Raw genomic sequence first — 19,132 nt, 5'->3', positions numbered from 1 at the left:
CCGAACTCAGAAGTGAAACGATGCATCGCCGATGGTAGTGTGGGGTTTCCCCATGTGAGAGTAGGTCATCGTCAAGCACCTATACCCAAAACCCCCAGGCCTAACCGCCCGGGGGTTTTGCTTTGTGCGGCAGAAAATAAAAGAGATAGGCTGCTCTTTCCTGCGTGGCCTACAAGAGCTGCTTATTTGCTGCCGCCTGTCTCTCCGCCTGGTTACTGAGGTTAGGCCTCTTCTTTTCAGCAAAAAAGCTCTTTCCCGATAAACAGTCACGAACTCCCTCTCGCTTGCTCACTCAACTAGATACAAGCATTGAGTGAGGTGGATTTATGTTTGCTGCTATTGGTTCTGGTTTTGTTATTGGAGAAGTTCCTGGCTTTGCCTTTCAAGTTAAAGGTGACGCTAAGGAGACAATTGCTGAGCAATTAGCCGCTTGGCTAAATGGCCTTATCACTTCTCACGTAAAACTTTTTGAAAAGCCAGCGTCTCAGGATTCGTTATTGACTTTGAAAAAGATGATTGAACGAGAGTTCGAAAGCAGTACGGAAGTAGTGCCCTTGTTGGTCAGCTCGATATAGCGAAGAGATGAATAAAACCGACCTTAATAGGTCGGTTTTTATTAGCCGCTCAGGCGTGGAAGGAACGAGCCTTATGAGATAGGTTTAAAAGATGCTGCGGAGGTTCTGAGCCAGTAGGCTTTACTGTAACCGGCTTGTCTGTTTCAGGGTGCGAATGTCTATGATGCCGTGGGGATCGGCTTATTCTAAGCATTGCCCATAACATCGTACCGGCTAATGCGAGCCATCCGATAATCAATAATACTATATAGGCTGCTGGGCTCATGGCGTCACCATACTGCTCAAGCGTATTGATATCCCTTAAAGGGGCTATACCTATACAGACTCGCTAAAGCAAGAGATGTTTAGAACTTCTACAGGAATTCGACGAGTAGTCGCCTGAGGCAAGTAGCTAACTAGCAATCATAGCTAGTTAGCTACCAAGCTAAGATCTTACCCGATAAACTGGTTGGACAACCAGAAAAGGGCAGCTGAAAGCAGCATCGAGGCGGGTAGAGTTAATACCCAAGCTAATAGGATATTACGTACCGTACCGCCTTGCAGACCGCTGCGGTTGGCGATCATTGTGCCTGCTACACCAGAAGATAGAACATGTGTAGTGGATACGGGCAGACTATAAATGTTCGCGGCGCCGATAGCGATTACGGCAGTAAACTGCGCGCTGACACCTTGTGCATACGTCATTCCTTGCCGGCCTATCTTTTCACCTACTGTCAGTACCACTCGCTTCCAACCGACCATGGTTCCGATCCCTAGAGCCAATGCTACTGCGATGATCACCCAGTACGGAGCATATTCTGTTGTGCTGGTAAGGTCTTTACGCAGCCTGTTCAGGTCTTCAACATCGCGGCCTTCCAGAACGGGAAGCTTGCTAATTTTCTTTGCGGAATCGTCCAGGCAAAGCAAATAGCGGCGTACTTGGGTCCGCTGATCCACGGTCATAGCGTGATAGTCGGTCACACCATTCAGATTGCTTAACAACGCATTAAGTGTAGGAATTGTAAGCCTGGTTTCACAGCTGAACTCTTCAGGAAGATCCCGATTGCCAGTTGTGTAATCCAAGTACTCCTTCAGAACACTCGATTGACGCTCGTAGAACTGACCCAAGTGAATAGCCGCATCACGGGTGCGCTCAATCTGATAGGTGGTGCTAGTCAGATCCAAGACGAACTTACCTGGCACGATGCCTATGAGTACCAGCATGATGAGGCCAATCCCTTTTTGGCCGTCATTGGAGCCGTGCACGAAGCTCATACCCATGGCCGAGATGACTAGCATCAAACGGTTCCAGAAAGGTGGATGCTTTTTTGAGTCTATTTCGCGACGTTGCTCAGGTGTCTTATGCATTTTGGAACGGGGGCGCCAGCGCTTTAGACCTATAAGAATAGCGCCTGCCAGTACAAAACCCGCTATTGGAGAGGCAATAAGCGAAAGGCCGATATCAATTACCTTTTGCCAGTTAACGCCCTCGCTTAAGGGGATACCTGTGATAAGGGAGTTAGTAAGGCCAACACCCAAAATTGAGCCAATCAGAGTGTGAGAGCTAGAAGCTGGTATACCGAAATACCAAGTGCCTAGGTTCCAGGTAATGGCAGCAGCCAAAAGCGAAAAGACCATCGCGAGGCCATGACCTGTGTTCACATTAATGAGTAGATCGACTGGCAAGAGGTGAACAATGGCATAGGCAACACCAACACCACCAAACAGAACGCCCAGGAAATTGAATATACCTGAGAACATAACCGCTAAATGAGGCGGCATTGCCTTGGTGTAAATGACGGTTGCGACAGCATTTGCGGTGTCATGAAAACCGTTAATGAATTCAAATGTCAGCACGAAAGCCAAGGCAAGAACCAGACTAATGCCTACCCAGACATCTAGCCCGCTGAAGAGATCGAACATATCGTTTCATCGACAGTTGAAAGGCAGCAATTATGTCAGAAAGCAGCCAGACAACTGACCCTTTGTGTAATAAATGGGTAATATTCAGTCGCCGCGGTATTCGCAGCCGCTTGTGCAGGTCTCGTGAACACGGACCCGAGAGAGTTCGGGTAACTGTGGTTTCAGTTCACGCCAAATCCAGACTGCCAGATTTTCACTGGTCGGGTTCTCTAAACCCTGAATATCGTTCAGATAGTAGTGATCGAGTCTCTCATAGATAGGCTTGAAGATCGCTTTGATATCAGCAAAATCCCGCAGCCATCCTGTGTGGGGATCAACCGGCCCTTCAAGATAGATGGCTACTTTGAAGGAGTGCCCATGTAAGCGCCCACACTTATGTCCTTCTGGAACATTAGGTAGGAAATGGGCTGCTTCGAAGGTGAATTCTTTAAAAATTTCCACGTGATCAGCTCGAACTACCGCGACATGCGGTTCTGATGGGCGCGGAGTTTAACAGTTTCGTCATAATTTTTTCGACTTCTCATGTTTTATATCCCACTTCGCCGACTGACTGCGCTTATCGGTAAGGTGTACCTGAAGATCACATGATTCATGTTAGACGAATACGAGGGGGCTGTAGAGGTGTGAACAGAGGGCGAAGCAACGTGTGAAGCTGCTGTTGGTTAACGCAAAAGCGGTTTCTAATCAGGCATTTTTTTATGATTAACAATTGTGGGCATTCATTGCTCGCTGAAAGTCGTTGCGCTGTGATAGCAAGCAAGGCAGGCTCGCGGCTTTAATCATGTATGAGGGGTCCCGTGGCAAAGAACGTATCAACGGAATCGCCAACCAAGCTCACTTTTTGGGTGCTTATTGGAATTGCTGCAGTGCTGGTAATGCTCGCTGTACTTGGTAATCAGCTCGGATGGGAGCTGATTCATATTGGTTATGACTCAGTATCGCTACCCAATGGACTGGAGGCGGGTACACGTGGGTATGTTATCAATGGCCTGACATCGTTATTGTTCGCCTTGGCACTTACAACTGCAGTCACTGCTGCTTTCATAAAGGCGGGAGGACGTTATCGCGCACGACTGCCTGTACCCGTTACAGCGCTGATCATGTGGCTGCTTTTTAACGTATTGCTGGTGATTTTCTACCCATCCGCGCTTGAAGTGCAGGTCAGACATTACAGCGGTCCTGCCTTTATTGACTTCTTTTCCTTGAGGGACCGCAAGGGAAGTTTTCAAGGCAGCGCTGACAAAAGCCAAATGCTTACGTACTACCAGGACTGTGCCGCCCGTAGCGAGCAATGCCCTGTTTATGAGTGCGTGACTGAAAAGCAATGGTGGTTTGGTGGTTTTCAGAAGATTCAGGGTTTCTATCCTGGCTTGGATATTGAAAACCAAAAAAAGCTGCTTGACCAATATTGCCAAACAGCTCTTTTGAAATAGCCTCAGCTTTCTCCTACGAATCCGCCCGTCTGGTGATGCCATAGACGGGCGTATAACCCTCCTTGAGTAATCAATTCTTCATGGGAGCCAGTTTCAACGATCTGGCCTTTATCCATCACAACAAGTCGGTCCATACGTGCGATGGTAGAGAGACGGTGAGCGATGGCTATCACAGTCTTGCCTTTCATAAGCGTTTCGAGACTTTCCTGAATGGCAGCCTCGACCTCTGAGTCCAGTGCTGATGTTGCTTCATCCAGCAGAAGAATAGGCGCGTCCTTGAGTAGGGTGCGTGCAATCGCAATACGCTGGCGTTGCCCGCCGGACAACTTGACCCCACGCTCGCCTACTTGCGCATCGAGCCCGGCTCGTCCTTGGGCATCAGTCAGTAATGGAATGAATTCATCTGCTCTAGCCTTATGTACGGCTGCTTGAATTTCTTCGTCTGTTGCATTGGGTCGGCCATACGTCAGGTTCTCGCGAATCGAGCGATGCAGTAGTGATGTGTCTTGAGTTACAACACCTATGTTGCTGCGAAGGCTTTCCTGAGTGACGTGAGCAATATCCTGGCCATCAATCAAGATTTGCCCTTTTTCCAAGTCATATAGGCGAAGCAGGACGTTAACGAGCGTGGATTTCCCTGCGCCAGAGGGTCCGACAAGGCCTATTTTCTCTCCGGGCTTTACGTCCAGATTAAGGTTTTCGATAACGCCACGGGTTTTGCCATAGTGAAAGGCAATCTCTTGAAAGCGGATTCCGCCTCGCTCAATCTCAAGTGGTTTAGCATTGCTTTGATCAATGACGGTGCGGGGGCAGGAAATAGTATCCAAGCCATCCTGAACCATACCGATGTTTTCGAAGATGCCATTGACTACCCACATGATCCAGCCGGACATGTTGTTGATACGGATGACAAGTCCTGTAGAAAGAGCGATCGCTCCGATTGAGATAAGGCCTTTATGCCAAAGCCACAGGGCAAGTCCCGTCGTTCCGGCGATCAGGAAGCCGTTCAACAGGGAAATAGTGACACCCATAGCGGTAATCAGACGTGACGCATAGCGAGCTTTTTCTGTTTGTTCTGCCATGGCTTCATGAGCGTAGTCTTCCTCTTGCCGAGTATGAGCAAAGAGTTTGAGCGTCATGATGTTTGTGTAGCCATCAACAATCCGTCCGGACAGTTTTGAGCGTGCTTCGGACGAGATGACGGATCGCTCCTTGGTCTTGGGTACGAAGTACCAGAGGGTAAGGATGTACGCGATGATCCAAATAATCAGGGGAGCCATAAGCCAGACGTCAGCCTGGGCAAAAAGAACCAGGGCGCTGCCGGCGTAGATAAGTACATGCCAGATGGCATCCACTGCCTGGACAGCGGAGTCCCGTAGCGAGGCTCCGGTTTGCATAATACGGTTGGCAATACGACCTGCAAAATCGTTATGGAAGAAGCTGAGGCTCTGCTTCAAGACATAGCGATGATTTTGCCAACGAATCAGTGTAGTCAGGCTAGGAGTAATGGTTTGATGGACCAGCAGGTCATGCAGGCTGATAAAAAGTGGACGCAACAAGAGTGTAACGACTGCCATCCAGACTAGTTCATAGCCATGCTCCTGAAAAAAAACCGTGCTGTTAGCAGAACTCTGTGCCAAGTCGACGATTCGGCCCAGGAAGCTGAAGAGTGCGACCTCGATAAGGGAACCTACCAGGCCCACTACCAATAGAAAGAGAAAAGCAGGCCAGGCCTGTTTAAGGTAGTGGATATAGAACCGCATTACGTTGCTGGGAGGTGTTTCGTCGGAGGCAGGCTTGAAGGGATCAATAATAGTTTCAAACAGGCGAAAAACCATATGCGCTCTCGTTGCCGTTCAGTGTATGCGGCAGGAAGCCGCGCTGTCTTAAGCCTGATCCTCAGAGGCATGTGACTGCCTGTCAGCAGAATAAGCAGTCACACTTTAATCGGAAGCAGGCTTATGATCTTTTGGCCGCGAGGATCAAAATCGGTTCGCGTGGAACGTTCTGGAACATGCCTTTGTTAACAGTCGAGACACCGGCGATCTTATCGACTACGTCCATGCCGCGAGTAACTTTTGCGAAGACGGCATAACCAAAATCCCGCTGGCCATGATCAAGAAAGGCATTGTCTGAGACGTTGATGAAAAACTGGCTGGTTGCCGAATTGACCGCTGCGGTGCGTGCCATGGATACGGTACCGCGTGTGTTTTTAAGTCCATTGTCCGCTTCGTTGCGAATAGGGGCTTGTGTGTCTTTCTGCTGCATGTCCTGAGTAAATCCGCCGCCCTGGATCATGAAGCCTGGAATGACGCGATGGAAGATGGTGCCTTTGTAAAAACCTGAATCTACGTAAGAAAGAAAATTCTGTACGCTGACAGGCGCTTTTTGTGCATCCAGTTCCAGTTCGATTTCGCCCTGGTTGGTGGTCAGCACGACATGAGGATTTTCAGCAGCCCAGGCAGAAGAAGCCAGTACAAGCGTGGCGGCAGTAAAGAAAGCTTTGAGCATAAGCGCTCCTTTTGGGTTTAGGGTTGGTTATGTATGAGCGTAGCGCGGTTTGCATGGCACTTATCAAGACTGGCCATGCCCTGTACCTTGTTTCTTGATCAGTTCAACCAGTATCTGAGAGGCAGGACCGAGCGGGCGCTCTCGACTCTGATACATATAAAAAGGATGGAAGCGGTTACCTCCTTGGCTCAGCGAAAGAGGTTTTAGCGTACCTTCATTGATTTCGCGCTCGATAGAATGACGAGGTAGCCAGGCGAACCCCAGCCCATTGCGGACAAAAGTGGCGGCTGTAGCAAGGCTCCCGACGGTCCAGCGCTGTTCCGCGCCCAGCCAGCCAGCGTCTCGTGGTTGGGTGCGACCGGAATCTCGTATGACAATCTGCATCTGAGCCTCAAGGTCCTGAAACGTCAGCTCACGCTGCAGTCGATGCAGATGATGATCTGGATGGGCGACTGCGACGAATTCGACTGTACCCAAGCCTGCGCCTAGGTGAGCTGCAATATTCAGACCGCTGATAGCAAGATCGGCCATGCCTTCAAGTAAGGCTTCCTCTACACCAGACAGTACCTCTTCCCTCAGGCGAACCCGGCATCCACGGCTTTGTGGCATGAATTCGGTCAGTGCGCTGACCAAACGGGAAGTAGGGTAGGCTGCATCGACTACCAGGCGTACCTCTGCTTCCCAGCCTTGCTCCATATGGTGGGCAAGCTCTTCCAGCTGGCTGGCCTGTTTAACCAGTTGGCGTGAGCGCCTTAGCAAGACGTCTCCGGCTTCTGTTAGTACTGCCTTGCGTCCCTCGATGCGTAACAGCGGAACGCCTAGCTGCTCCTGCATGCGCGCGACGGTATAACTGATGGATGACTGAGAGCGATGTAGTACCTCGGCAGCTTGTGCAAAACCGCCGTGGTCAACCACTGACTGTAAGGTGCGCCATTGGTCTAGCGTAACTCGAGGAGCCTTCATACCTATTCCTTAGCGAATCGGGCAGCGTAAACGCCATGATAAGACACTGTTATATCAATAAAGTTGATCGGTATTAGCTATAAATTCCGTTTTTATATCAACTTAATTGTTATTAAGCTGTGCTCATTCTCCCATTACAAAGGACGCCAGCATAATGTCTCAGGTTCTCGTGATTGAAAGCAGTGCTCGTAAAGAGGGTTCGATTTCTCGTCAGATTACCGCTGAGTTCATCGAAGCGTGGCAGCATAAACATCCAGAAGACAAAATCTCGGTACGGGATGTTGCCGTTGATGTTATTCCTCACCTGGATGAAAACCTTCTGGCAGGTTGGATGAGCCCAGCCGAGACACATTCCGAGGCACAAAAAGCAGCTCTTGCACGTTCGAACGAGCTGACCCAAGAGCTGTTGGCAGCCGATGTTCTCGTACTGGCCGCACCCATGTACAACTTTGCTATCCCTAGTACCCTGAAGGCCTGGCTGGATCATGTACTACGTGCAGGTGTGACGTTCAAGTACACTGAGCAGGGGCCCCAAGGGCTTCTTGAAGGCAAGCGCGCATATATTCTGACGGCGCGTGGTGGTGTTTACACCGGAAGCCCTGCAAATACCTTTGATCATCAGGAGCCTTACCTGCGGCAGGTGCTGGGCTTCATTGGCATTACTGACGTGACGTTTATCCATGTGGAGGGCGTTGCGATGGGGCCAGAAGCAATGGCCAAGGGACTGGAACTGGCGAAGGCTCAATTGGCCGAAGCACTCTAAGTTCAGGCGTTTACCTTTGGATTGAGCCTCCTTCGGGAGGCTTTTTTTCGTCTGGGCATTGGTTATTCCTGGTGTCTCGTGGATTCGGTATCAAGAGGTGAAGACTTTTCTGATGCTAAAAAGCGCGGTACTGTCGCGCACCTTTTGCTGAGTGGTCGTTATGCCGTATCTGTTGTCTGTCACTGTACTTTGGGCGTTTTCCTTCAGCTTGATAGGGGAATACCTGGCCGGTAAGGTCGACAGTGATTTTGCTGTATTGATCAGAGTATTGCTGGCCGCCGCTGTGTTTCTGCCGTTTACTCGGTGGCGAGGTGTTGCTCCGCGCTTCATTGCAGGCTTGATGGTGGCGGGTGCCTTTCAATTCGGCATTACATACCTGTGCCTATACCGAAGCTTTGCAGTTCTAACGGTGCCGGAAGTACTCCTTTTTACCGTACTGACGCCTATTTATGTGACGCTTTTGGATGATGTGGTGTGTCGCCGCTTCAATCCGTGGTCATTGGTCGCCGCTGTGGTGGCGGTTCTAGGGGCCGTCGTGATTCGCTTGGAGCGGCTCGAAGGTGAGTATCTGTCAGGATTTCTGTTGTTGCAGCTGGCCAATCTGACCTTCGCGGCAGGACAGGTATTGTGTAAGTACCTGGTACAGCGTCATCCCTCGGATATCCCGCTGTATCACCGTTTTGGATACTTTTTCCTAGGCGCCTTACTGATTGCGCTGCCGTCATTTCTATTGTTTGGCAACCTGGAGCGTATGCCCCAAACAGCCGTACAGTGGGGCGTACTGATCTGGATGGGACTGTTTGCCACGGCGCTGGGCATGTACTGGTGGACGATCGGCTCAACCCGGGTCAACGGCGGAACACTGGCAATTTTGAACGAACTGCATGTACCTGCCGGTCTAATCGTGAATATCCTTATCTGGAATCGAGATGTGGATCTTGTTCGGTTGCTATTAGGTGGTGGGGTTATCGTGGCCTCTTTGATGATCAATCGTTTGGGACGCAGGGCATTCGCATGATTCTATCTGGCCGGGGTATGGCGCTGTCGGTGCTTTCTTCCGTACTGTTCGCTGTGATGCCGGTGTACTTCAATTATCTGGAGCCACTGGACGGTGTTCAGGTGCTGACGCAACGCATTCTCTGGTCGATTCCCATGGTATTGCTGCTTCTGGTACTGACACGACAGGGCGCTATGCTGCGACAGGCGCTTGCTCGATTGCTTTGTGAGCCTCGGCTGATTTTGGCTCTGATAGGCAGCACCTTACTGGTTGGATCGCAATGGGGGGTATTTGTCTGGGCAACGATGACAGGGCATACCCTGGATATAACACTGGGCTATTTCCTGTTGCCTCTGGTGATGGTCATAGTCGGTCGCATGTTTTACGGCGAAGAGATGAGACCGTTATATCGGGTCGCTGTAGTCTTCGCCTTGATCGGCGTCATTCATGAGTGGTGGGCTACCGGGGCGTTTTCATGGGTTACGCTGGTATCGGCTCTGGGGTATCCACCTTATTTCATGTTGCGGCGCTGGATGAAAATCGATGCGCTGTCCGGCTTTATTTTAGAAATGCTGTGCATGGCGCCTTTGGCTATCGTGCTGCTCTATTTCTTTAGTCCTGCCTCGGCTCTACAGGTGGAGCCGAGCTTGTGGATCCTTCTGCCAGGGCTTGGCTTGTTGAGCGCGGTGGCCTTCGGCGCCATGATGGCTGCAAGCCGACTGTTGCCAATGGGGCTGTTTGGTATCCTTAGCTATATCGAGCCGGCCTTGCTTGTGTTTGTCGCAATCCTCTTGCTGGATGAAGCATTCGTTTCTTCCCAGCTCTGGACCTACGGGCCGATCTGGGTTGCCGTGCTGCTTGTTTGCTTGGACAGCGCCCGTTTGCTTAAGAAGCAGTTGCGTCGAGGGCTGGAAAATGTCTGATAGCTTCAGCGGCCGCCATTAAGCGTTGAAATCCAGCGTCCTATGAGGTCTCGCTCGGACTGGGTCATCTGCGTGACATTGCCTAAAGGCATGGCATTAGAATCTATGGCTTGCTGCTTGATTCGCGGGGCCATTTGCCGGATCTGATCAGGCGTATCCAATAGAACCGCAGCCGGTGCCTCACTAAACAAGGGGCTGGTGGGTTGACTGGAATGACAGACCGTACAGCGTTCGTGAATGATGCCTTCGACCTGAGCGAAATCACCTGTAGCGGTGAGTGGCATCTGTTGCGATTGTACCGTGGCGTAAAGGCTGCCTGGATTTTTGACAGGTGGGGGCGTGTGAGTGGATTGTATCAATGGAGACATCTGCTCATTGTCAAACCACAGGAAGAGGCCCAGCACTACCAGGGTCAGCCCTGAGCCAAACAGCATCCATCTGAGTTTTTGCATGTCGCGATCACTGGCCAAAGCTATCAGTATAACCAAGCGGTATGTGGACCTGATGACGGCCAGTCGCGGATTGTCGATTGGCTGTGCCGCTTTGGTCAACAATTGGAAAGTCTTCGATATCCGAGAGTGCTCGCATAGGGTAATGCAAGACTCCTTGGTGATAATTGATGCCTTGCTCTTCGTTGGTAAGGAAGGTCCTGATAGGGTCAGGACCAGGCGTATCACCCGCGGACGTGACTACGATCAGAAAAGGCTTGTCTGAGCGGGACAAACGGCTGGCTTCCTAGTTTGCTCTGGCTCATCACGCATTGCCTGATTCAATGCCATTTCAAGAGGCTGGTCATGGGGCGATTAACAACCCATGTGCTGCACACTGCGCACGGCTCTCCAAGTGCCGATATCGCTCCGGCGTTGTACTGTGTGGATACCGATCTGGCGCATTGTTGGCATAGGTAAACAGCAATGGAGCGCACCATGTACCGGGCAGTAGGCAGTCCTTTTAGCAGGGCAACGTGTACAGTAAAGAATCAAGGCGTGCCTATTTACATACTTACCCTTTGTAACCTTTCGTAAGGTAGTGGAACTTTTTAGGGAACAATTGCGAATATCTTGGGGCCGAAGGGTTGATCCGTGAAAGTTGTGCCTGGAGTAACCCCCCATGTCGATCCGTGTATCGCGAAGAAACTTCTTAAAATTAAGCGCGACCGGGGTGGCAACGTCGAGTATGGCAATGTTGGGCTTTGCGCCTGAACCTGCTATGGCGTCCATCCGTTATTTCAAACTTGCTGCAGCCAAGGTAACTCGAAACACCTGCACCTACTGTTCCGTAGGTTGCGGCATGCTGATTTATAGCCGAGGCGATAACAGCATCAATACCGTTGAGGATATTTACCACATTGAGGGCGATCCGGATCATCCGGTCAGTCGCGGCTCCCTGTGTCCTCGTGGTGCTGGCGCACTCGACTTCGTCAAGAGTGAATCTCGCCTTTCTCATCCCTCCGTTCGCGAACCGGGTTCCAACGAATGGAAACGCATCAGCTGGAATGAGGCGCTTGATCGCATCGCTCGTCATCTAAAGGATGACCGGGACAAGAATTTTGTGACCCGTGATCAGCACGGTCATTTGGTCAATCACTGGACCACGACCGGCTTTCTCGCAGCGTCTGCTACCTCGAATGAGACGGCTTACCTTACGCAGAAGATCGCACGGAGTCTTGGTGTTGTTGTAATGGACAACCAGGCACGCGTTTGACACGGACCGACGGTGGCAGGTCTTGCCCCAACATACGGTCGCGGTGCGATGACGAATTCCTGGACTGACATCCGTAACGCCAATCTGATTCTTTCCATGGGCGGCAACTCGGCCGAAGCGCACCCTGTAGGGTTCCGCTGGGTAATCGAGGCTAAGGAAAAGAACAATGCCAAACTGATTTCTATCGACCCGCGCTTTACCCGTACGGGCGCCGTGGCGGATTACCATGCCTCCATTCGGACAGGCACTGACATCGTATGGCTTGGCGGTCTGATCAACTATTTGTTGACCACTGACAAGATCAACCATGAATACGTCAAGGCCTATACTGACGTCGCAATCATCGTAAAAGAGGATTTCGACTTTCATGATGGCTTGTTCTCTGGCTATAAGCAGGACGATATCCGTGCTTATGACAAGTCGAGCTGGAGTTACGAATTCGATGAAAAGGGTATGGTGAAGGAAGACCCAACCCTACAGCATCCCCGCTGCGTTTATCAGCTGATGCGTAAGCACTACAGCCGCTACACCATCGAGAAGGTTGAAAGCGTCTGCGGTATGCCACGTGATCAAGTCCAGAAAGTCTGGGACATGATTGCCGAGACGGCTGCCGAAAACAAAACCATGACCATTCTCTACGCGCTGGGCTGGACACAGCATTCTGTTGGCGCGCAGATGATTCGTGCCGGCAGTATGGTGCAGTTACTCCTGGGTAACATCGGCATGCTGGGTGGTGGGGTTAATGCCTTGCGTGGGCACTCCAACATTCAGGGCCTGACCGATTTGGGTCTGCTCTCAAACCAGCTTCCTGGCTATATCCGTCTGCCTTCCCATGAAGAGCAGGATTTTGACGGTTATATCGAGCGGCGTGCCAAGCAGCCGTTGCGTCCAGGGCAGGTGTCTTATTGGAAATACTTCAAGCGCTTCCATGTCAGCCTTATGAAGTCATGGTATGGCGATGCAGCCACGGCAGAAAACAACTGGTGTTATGACTGGCTGCCCAAGCTCACAGAACCGTTGTATGACGTTATGCATACCCTTGAGCGTATGCACAATGGCGAGATAACAGGCTACCTGGCGCAAGGCTTCAACTTCCTGGCTTCGTTCCCGAACAAGAACAAGAACGTGGAAGCTCTCTCCAAGCTCAAGTTCCTAGTAGTCATGGATCCTCTGGATATCGAGACGACCGAGTTCTGGAAAAACCATGGCGAGTACAATGATGTAGACTCGTCAAAGATTCAGACTGAAGTCTTCCGTCTACCCACGACCTGTTTCGCCGAAGAAAATGGCTCCATCGTCAACAGCTGTCGTTGGTTGCAGTGGCACTGGCGTGCGGCACCACCACCTGGTGAGTCACGTCCGGATGTGGCCATCATGGCAGGTATTTTCCATCGCCTGCAGCAGATGTACCGTGACGAAGGTGGAGCGTTTCCTGATCCAATCCTTAACCTGACCTGGCCCTATAGCAATCCCGAAGAGCCTAATCCAGAGGATATTGCTCAGGAGTACAACGGTCGCGCGTTGGCTGATCTGCCGAGCGCTGATGGCAAGACTATTACCCATAAGAAGGGCGATCTGCTGGATGACTTTGGTTATCTGACGGATGATGGTCGTACAGCCTGTGGCTGCTGGATTTACTCTGGCTGCTGGACTCGTGCCGGCAATATGATGGATAGACGCGATAACGCTGATCCTTACAATGTCGGTATTACATTGGGATGGGCCTGGTCGTGGCCTCTCAATCGACGCATTTTGTATAACCGTGCAAGCGCGCGTCCTGATGGGACCTCTTGGGCACCTGAAAAGCGATTGATCTGGTGGAATGGTGAGCGATGGGCAGGACCGGATATTCCGGACTTCCCGTGGACATCGCCGCCGGAGGCTGGTGCCAGTCCGTTCATTCTCAACCAGGAAGGCGTTGCGCATTTCTTTGGTGGCAGCATGATGGCGGAGGGGCCATTCCCTGAGCATTATGAGCCTTTCGAGTCACCGCTCGATTACAACCCGATGCATCCTGATAACCCTGCAGCCAAGAACAACCCTGCTGCCCGTATCTTTGTAAAAGATCGTGAGCAATTGGGCACCAGCAAGGACTTCCCTTACGCCGCGACAACTTACCGGATTACTGAGCATTTCCACTTCTGGACGACTCATGCACGGCTCAATGCCATCGCGCAGCCGGAGAAGTTTGTGGAGATTGGTGAAGACCTGGCAGGTGAGCTCGGTATCAAGGCTGGTGATACGGTGAAGGTTACGTCAAAGCGTGGCTTCATCCGTGCCATTGCGGTGGTTACCAAGCGTATTCATAAGCTTCAAGTGGAAGGACGCACGGTGCACCAGATTGGTATTCCTATTCACTGGGGCTTCAAAGGCGTGGCCAGGAAAGGTTTCCTGACCAATACCCTGACACCAGTGGTGGGCGATGCCAACACGCAGACGCCTGAGTTCAAGTCGTTCCTGGTGAACGTCGAGAAGGTATGAGGACGCGATAATCATGAGAGGCGATCAAGTCAACTTTCAAAACATCGTCGCCCGGTCCGCGACCACCGAAGCCTCGCCGCACACACGTGACGGTGGGGTGGAGAAGGTCGCCAAGCTGATCGACGTTTCCCGGTGCATCGGGTGTAAGGCTTGTCAGGTAGCGTGTTCGGAGTGGAACGATCTGCGTGATGAGATCGGTCATTGCGATGGTAGCTACAATAATCCGGCAGACCTTAGCCCCACTACCTTCCAGGTCATGCGGTTCAATGAGTATGTGAACGAGCAGGGCAATCTGGAGTGGTTGATCCGCAAGGACAACTGCATGCACTGTGCAGAGCCTGGTTGCATGAAGGCCTGTCCGGCACCCGGGGCGATTGTGCAATACGCCAACGGCATCGTGGACTTCAACTCCGAGCATTGCATCGGTTGTGGTTACTGCGTATCAGGCTGCCCATTCAATATTCCGCGTATCTCCAAGAAGGATCAAAAGGCCTATAAATGCACATTGTGCTCGGACCGTGTCTATCACGGTCTGGAGCCTGCCTGCGTTAAGACCTGCCCAACCGGCGCAATCATGTTTGGTACCAAGGAAGACATGACCGAACATGCCTTGATGCGGGTAGGCCAGCTCAATGATCGTGGTTACGCCAATGCAGGTTTGTACGATCCACCGGGTGTAGGCGGTACCCATGTCATGTATGTGTTGCAGCATGCCGACAAACCAGAGCTCTATAGTAATCTGCCGAGCGATCCGCAGATCAGTCCACTGGTAGGGCTATGGAAGGGCATTACCAAGCCTATCATGTCCGCAATGATTGGTTTGACTGCCCTTGCAGGCTTTGCGCACTATGTGATGAAGGGCCCCAAGGAGGAGCCGGAAGACACGCCGGATGAGGAGATTCGTCACGAGGCCCTAGAGGAGGATCGCAAATGACCCCTTCGAGCAGCGAGAAAGGCATTCTGCGGTACAGCACGTTCAGCCGTTTGAACCATTGGGTCATCGCGATTACATTCGTATGCTTGGTGCTCAGCGGTCTGGCGTTCTTTCACCCCTTCTTTTTTGACCTGACCGCCCTGTTTGGCGGTCCGACAGTGACGCGCATGGTTCACCCCTTTATCGGGGTGATCATGGCACTCTGTTTCGTGGTCATGGCCATACGCTTTTTCAAGGTCAACTTGTTCAAGCGTCATGATATCGAGTGGATGAAGCACATTGGTGATGTACTCAGTAACCGGGACGAACTGGCGCCACCGATCGGCATCAATAATCCCGGTCAGAAGCTGGTGTACTGGCTAATGGTCATGAGTGTGCCGTTGCTGTTGATCTCGGGTATCGTTATCTGGCGGCCTTATTTTGCGGAATATTTTCCGCGTGAATGGCTGCGGGTATCGAGCCTCGTACATGCATACGTCGCCTTTATTGCGATCATCACGCTGATCATTCACGTTTACTCTGCGATCTGGGTGAAAGGCTCCTTCCGAGCGATGACTCAGGGACGGGTTAGCCGTGCCTGGGCCAAGCATCATCATCGCCTCTGGTACGATGATATTGTGGAGCAGGAGCGCAAAGAAAAGGAAAGAACCGGCTCGCGTTCGGGTGCGGTCAATGAGCATCATATGCCAACGAAGGGGACGCCGTGACAGCCACTGCCACTCACCAATATGGGACCTCGCCGACGGGGATCATGGATCCGGCTCCCGTTGTACTGCCTAAAAAGCAGGTATTTGCCATGCGGGCACGACGGCTCAAGGACCTTTCTGAGAAAGTCGAGCCGCTGAGCGGCTTCCTGGCATTCATGTCTCAGCTCGTCAAGGCGCAGGACATTGTTCTGAACGAGCATAACGCTAGCTGGCTGCCAGATTCGAGCGCTTTCGATCTGGCCCTAGAGCATGGTATGCCGCCGCTTGGAATCAATGCTTTGCGTCGTGACATTGATTGGCAGGCTGAGCTGAACGCATTGCTTGATACGCTTGAGCTCCACGTGGCCGATAAGCAGCGTGAGCTTTTGACTGCACTGCGGCATCTGGACGATGAGACAAGGGAAGCACTGGCGGACGATATTCTGGATGGCCGTCCAGGCCCTGTAGAGCATCGTGCCTTGCTTCCTTTTATCTCTGCAGCATTGCAGATTGCCTGGGTTCGTCTTACACAGTGTCTATCTTCGCCACCCAGAAGGCCGTCCGGTAATGCACGAACGATTTGTCCATGCTGCGGGTCGGCTCCTGTCGCCAGTATCATTCATGCTGATCGAGACCGCAGTGGCGTACGCTATTTGCACTGTGGTCTGTGTTCGACCGAGTGGCATCTGGAGCGCAGCAAGTGCAGTGTGTGTGGAGAAGGTCGTACGGTGAAATATCTGAGTCTTGAGGATGAGCAAGGTAAAGCACCAGTGGCCGCGCAGGCGGAAACGTGTAACGACTGCAACAGCTATCTCAAGATTGTGACAAAGGAGTTCAATCTGGGAGCGGAGCCAATGGCGGATGATCTGGCCAGCCTTATGCTGGATATGAAGCTTGCAGAAGAAGGGCAATTTGATCGAAGCGGATTCAACCCGCTGCTGATTGTAGGTGAATAACTATTTGCCCTTAACAAAAGGCCGGCTTTCTAGCCGGCCTTTTCATTGGCGCCTTAGCGCTGATGAACCTTCACGCCCATGGCGTAGGTTTCCTTAACGGCTCGATCATCACCCAGCATCATCAAGGCAAACAGTTTTTCTTCCAGTGACTTGGCCTGCTTCAGGCGATAACTCAGTAGAGGTGTTGCATGGTAGTCAAGCACTACGAAGTCTGCATCGTTACCTTGAGCGAAACTACCAATCCGATCCTCCAAGCGTAACGCACGAGCGCCGCCTAGCGTTGCAAGGTAAAAGGCCTTGAACGGATGCAGTTTTTCGCCTTGCAGCTGCATGACCTTATACGCCTCGTTGACGGTTTGCAGCATTGAGAAACTCGTGCCGGCACCAACGTCCGTGCCCAGGCCAACGTTTACCTTATGCTTTTCAAGTTGCGGCAGTTTGAAAAGACCGCTACCCAGGAACAGATTCGAAGTAGGGCAGAAGGCAACGGCTGATCCAGTTTCACTCAAGCGGGCGCATTCTTCATCGCAAAGGTGTACACCGTGTGCAAACACGGAACGTTTACCTAGCAACTGATAATGATCGTAGACATCCAGATAACCGCTGCGCTCGGGGAAAAGCGACTTCACCCACTCGATTTCCTTGAGGTTTTCGGAAAGGTGCGTGTGCAGGTAGATATCCGGATATTCCCCAAGCAACTGGCCTGCAAGCGTTAGCTGCTCTGGCGTGCTCGTTGGTGCAAAGCGCGGTGTCACGGCATAGTGCAGGCGGCCTTTGCCATGCCAGCGCTCGATCAGCTCCTTGCTGTCTGCATAGCCGGACTCCGGCGTGTCTATCAGAAAGTCGGGAGCATTTCGATCCATCAGGACCTTGCCGGCGATCATGCGCAAATTGAGCTTTTCAGCCGCTTCGAAGAATGCCTCTACAGACTGCTTGTGTACAGTGCCAAACACCAGAGCAGTTGTGGTGCCGTTACGTAACAGCTCCTTGAGGAAAATATCGGCGACTTCCGCCGCTTTGGCTGAATCAGCAAACGCTCCCTCGGCCGGGAAGGTGTAGTTGTTTAACCAGTCCAGCAACTGCTCGCCATAGGACGCGATGATTCCTGTCTGTGGGTAATGGATGTGTGTGTCGATAAAGCCTGGTGTAATCAGCGCATCCGGGTGCTCAATGACCTCGGTTCCTTCAGGCAGTACGGGCAACAGCGTGGCTGCGTTTCCCATTGCATCGATGCGACCATCAGTTACGACCAGCAATCCGTCTTCAACGAACTCACAGGCAGCCTCAATGCCGACGTCATTCGGATCGGCAACGCAGTGGAGCAGAGCGGCACGGTAGGCTTGAGTAGTCATATCCCTTCTTAATCATCCAGTGTGTTAACGGTAGACAGGTCAAGCATGCAGCCTGTCGCGCACGATCAACCACTGCAAGGTCGACAATTCAAACCCGCGCGACATTATTAGGAATGGTTATGTGTCGGCTGAACGAGACGCAGTGGAGAGGCTTCTTGTAGCGTAGCCTGTGCGCTATAGGTCGCGATAACTTCTCCCGCTACAGAGATCGCAATTTCCGCAGGAAGTTTACCTTTAATCTGCGGGATTCCCAGAGGGCAACGTACGCGATTGATCTGTTCGGTTGTAAAACCTTTGGTTGCAAGGTGATGCTGAAACTTCACCCACTTGGTTTTAGAGCCTATCAGTCCGTAATAGCCAAAATCGTTACGGGTCAGGATGCGCTCGGTCAGCTCAAGGTCTAACGGATGATTATGCGTCATGACGATAAAGTAGGTGCCGCCTGGCATGGCGTCTACTTCATCCAGAGGTTCGTCCGTGACGATTTTGGTAACTCCCCTAGGAAGAGTGTCTGGAAACTCCCGAACACGTGAGTCGATCCAGCGTATCTCGCATGGCAGGCTGGCTAGTAGTGGTACTAGGGCACGCGCCACATGTCCATTACCAAACACGGCGACGTGCACCGTGTGCTGGCCCATGGGCTCAAACAGCAATTCTGTGGCTTCCGTGCCGCATGGTTCCTGACGTTTACCCAGCGTAAACCGTTCGATGCGCGGCTCGCGTATTCCTTCCTTGAGCATCTGCCGCGCAATCTCGATGGCCTTGTACTCGAGGTGACCGCTGCCAATCGTCAGACGTAAACTATCGGCAGTGACTATCATTTTTGTCCCTGTAGTACGCGGCGTTGAGCCTTTCTCTTCAACAACGGTGACCAACACGCACGGAATGCCCTGGGATTCAAAAGTGGCCAGCTCGGCTAACCAGCCCGTCTTTTCTTTCATGCACTTACCTG

Annotated in this window: 18 protein-coding genes and 1 pseudogene; 9 read left to right on the top strand and 10 right to left on the bottom strand. The window is 51.9% G+C overall.

The window, feature by feature from the left end:
• Positions 1-326 precede the first annotated feature (326 nt).
• Positions 327-575 (top strand): hypothetical protein, encoded by a 249-nt coding sequence (locus QWJ10_RS16860; RefSeq protein WP_019365524.1) that lies wholly within the window; start codon positions 327-329, stop codon positions 573-575.
• Positions 576-624: 49 nt separating this feature from the next.
• Here the strand turns inward: QWJ10_RS16860 and QWJ10_RS16855 are convergent, their stop codons facing one another.
• The 3 genes from QWJ10_RS16855 to queD form a co-directional block, all read right to left on the bottom strand.
• Positions 625-840, bottom strand: a complete 216-nt coding sequence (locus tag QWJ10_RS16855) for a hypothetical protein (protein WP_289928187.1) — start codon at positions 838-840, stop codon at positions 625-627.
• Between the two features lie 167 nt (positions 841-1,007).
• Positions 1,008-2,477, bottom strand: a complete 1,470-nt coding sequence (locus QWJ10_RS16850) for an inorganic phosphate transporter (RefSeq protein ID WP_289928182.1) — start codon at positions 2,475-2,477, stop codon at positions 1,008-1,010.
• 84 nt (positions 2,478-2,561) lie between these two features.
• Complete coding sequence (gene queD, locus QWJ10_RS16845) at positions 2,562-2,918, bottom strand: 6-carboxytetrahydropterin synthase QueD (protein ID WP_125888464.1); 357 nt, start codon at positions 2,916-2,918, stop codon at positions 2,562-2,564.
• Positions 2,919-3,274: 356 nt separating this feature from the next.
• On the opposite strand from queD, the gene QWJ10_RS16840 reads away from it, so the two are divergent.
• Complete coding sequence (locus QWJ10_RS16840; protein ID WP_289928174.1) at positions 3,275-3,910, top strand: hypothetical protein; 636 nt, start codon at positions 3,275-3,277, stop codon at positions 3,908-3,910.
• Positions 3,911-3,912: 2 nt separating this feature from the next.
• Here QWJ10_RS16840 and QWJ10_RS16835 read toward each other — a convergent pair whose 3' ends face one another.
• The 3 genes from QWJ10_RS16835 to QWJ10_RS16825 all read right to left on the bottom strand — a co-directional run bounded on the left by QWJ10_RS16835 (position 3,913) and on the right by QWJ10_RS16825 (position 7,384).
• A complete protein-coding gene (locus QWJ10_RS16835; protein ID WP_125888462.1) occupies positions 3,913-5,748 on the bottom strand; it encodes an ABC transporter ATP-binding protein in 1,836 nt (611 codons plus the stop codon).
• A gap of 121 nt (positions 5,749-5,869) precedes the next feature.
• Positions 5,870-6,421, bottom strand: a complete 552-nt coding sequence (locus tag QWJ10_RS16830; RefSeq protein ID WP_019365529.1) for a peptidylprolyl isomerase A — start codon at positions 6,419-6,421, stop codon at positions 5,870-5,872.
• 63 nt (positions 6,422-6,484) lie between these two features.
• Positions 6,485-7,384: a LysR family transcriptional regulator gene (locus QWJ10_RS16825; protein ID WP_010798469.1), complete on the bottom strand. Its 900-nt coding sequence runs from the start codon at positions 7,382-7,384 to the stop codon at positions 6,485-6,487.
• 154 nt (positions 7,385-7,538) lie between these two features.
• On the opposite strand from QWJ10_RS16825, the gene QWJ10_RS16820 reads away from it, so the two are divergent.
• From QWJ10_RS16820 to rarD, 3 genes are all read left to right on the top strand, one after another.
• Complete coding sequence (locus tag QWJ10_RS16820; protein WP_074826758.1) at positions 7,539-8,147, top strand: FMN-dependent NADH-azoreductase; 609 nt, start codon at positions 7,539-7,541, stop codon at positions 8,145-8,147.
• A gap of 160 nt (positions 8,148-8,307) precedes the next feature.
• Positions 8,308-9,165 (top strand): carboxylate/amino acid/amine transporter, encoded by an 858-nt coding sequence (locus QWJ10_RS16815; RefSeq protein ID WP_019365532.1) that lies wholly within the window; start codon positions 8,308-8,310, stop codon positions 9,163-9,165.
• Complete coding sequence (rarD, locus tag QWJ10_RS16810; protein ID WP_289928163.1) at positions 9,162-10,067, top strand: EamA family transporter RarD; 906 nt, start codon at positions 9,162-9,164, stop codon at positions 10,065-10,067. The genes QWJ10_RS16815 and rarD overlap by 4 nt, the downstream gene beginning before the upstream one ends.
• 5 nt (positions 10,068-10,072) lie before the next feature.
• Here the strand turns inward: rarD and QWJ10_RS16805 are convergent.
• Both QWJ10_RS16805 and QWJ10_RS23195 read right to left on the bottom strand, forming a co-directional pair.
• A pseudogene (locus QWJ10_RS16805) lies at positions 10,073-10,330 on the bottom strand (hypothetical protein); the annotation flags it as partial.
• Positions 10,331-10,526: 196 nt separating this feature from the next.
• Positions 10,527-10,790, bottom strand: coding sequence for an ureidoglycolate lyase (locus QWJ10_RS23195; protein ID WP_354669633.1), 264 nt, complete (start codon positions 10,788-10,790; stop codon positions 10,527-10,529).
• 393 nt (positions 10,791-11,183) lie between these two features.
• Between QWJ10_RS23195 and fdnG the strand changes: the two genes are divergently transcribed.
• Genes fdnG through fdhE form a run of 4 tightly spaced genes read left to right on the top strand, consistent with a single transcriptional unit; the run spans position 11,184 to position 16,828 of the window.
• Positions 11,184-14,252 (top strand): formate dehydrogenase-N subunit alpha, encoded by a 3,069-nt coding sequence (gene fdnG / locus QWJ10_RS16800; protein ID WP_148100030.1) that lies wholly within the window; start codon positions 11,184-11,186, stop codon positions 14,250-14,252.
• A 13-nt stretch (positions 14,253-14,265) separates the two neighbouring features.
• Positions 14,266-15,186, top strand: coding sequence for a formate dehydrogenase subunit beta (gene fdxH, locus QWJ10_RS16795; protein WP_010798462.1), 921 nt, complete (start codon positions 14,266-14,268; stop codon positions 15,184-15,186).
• On the top strand, positions 15,183-15,893 hold the full coding sequence (locus QWJ10_RS16790) for a formate dehydrogenase subunit gamma (protein ID WP_019365539.1): 711 nt from the start codon (positions 15,183-15,185) through the stop codon (positions 15,891-15,893). The genes fdxH and QWJ10_RS16790 overlap by 4 nt, the downstream gene beginning before the upstream one ends.
• A gap of 44 nt (positions 15,894-15,937) precedes the next feature.
• Positions 15,938-16,828 carry a formate dehydrogenase accessory protein FdhE gene (fdhE, locus tag QWJ10_RS16785; protein ID WP_289928214.1) on the top strand — a complete coding sequence of 297 codons (891 nt, stop codon included), beginning with the start codon at positions 15,938-15,940 and terminating at the stop codon, positions 16,826-16,828.
• Positions 16,829-16,881: 53 nt separating this feature from the next.
• Here fdhE and guaD read toward each other — a convergent pair whose 3' ends face one another.
• Together guaD and xdhC are read right to left on the bottom strand one after the other, a co-directional pair.
• Positions 16,882-18,180 (bottom strand): guanine deaminase, encoded by a 1,299-nt coding sequence (gene guaD, locus QWJ10_RS16780; protein ID WP_074826736.1) that lies wholly within the window; start codon positions 18,178-18,180, stop codon positions 16,882-16,884.
• A gap of 107 nt (positions 18,181-18,287) precedes the next feature.
• A complete protein-coding gene (gene xdhC, locus QWJ10_RS16775; RefSeq protein ID WP_289928155.1) occupies positions 18,288-19,121 on the bottom strand; it encodes a xanthine dehydrogenase accessory protein XdhC in 834 nt (277 codons plus the stop codon).
• Positions 19,122-19,132 lie beyond the last annotated feature (11 nt).

The sequence above is a fragment of the Pseudomonas sp. WAC2 genome (genome assembly GCF_030403525.1).
GTDB lineage: Bacteria > Pseudomonadota > Gammaproteobacteria > Pseudomonadales > Pseudomonadaceae > Chryseomonas > Chryseomonas luteola.
Note: the sequence above shows the minus strand (reverse complement) of the source record. Positions and strands in the feature narration are given on the sequence as shown.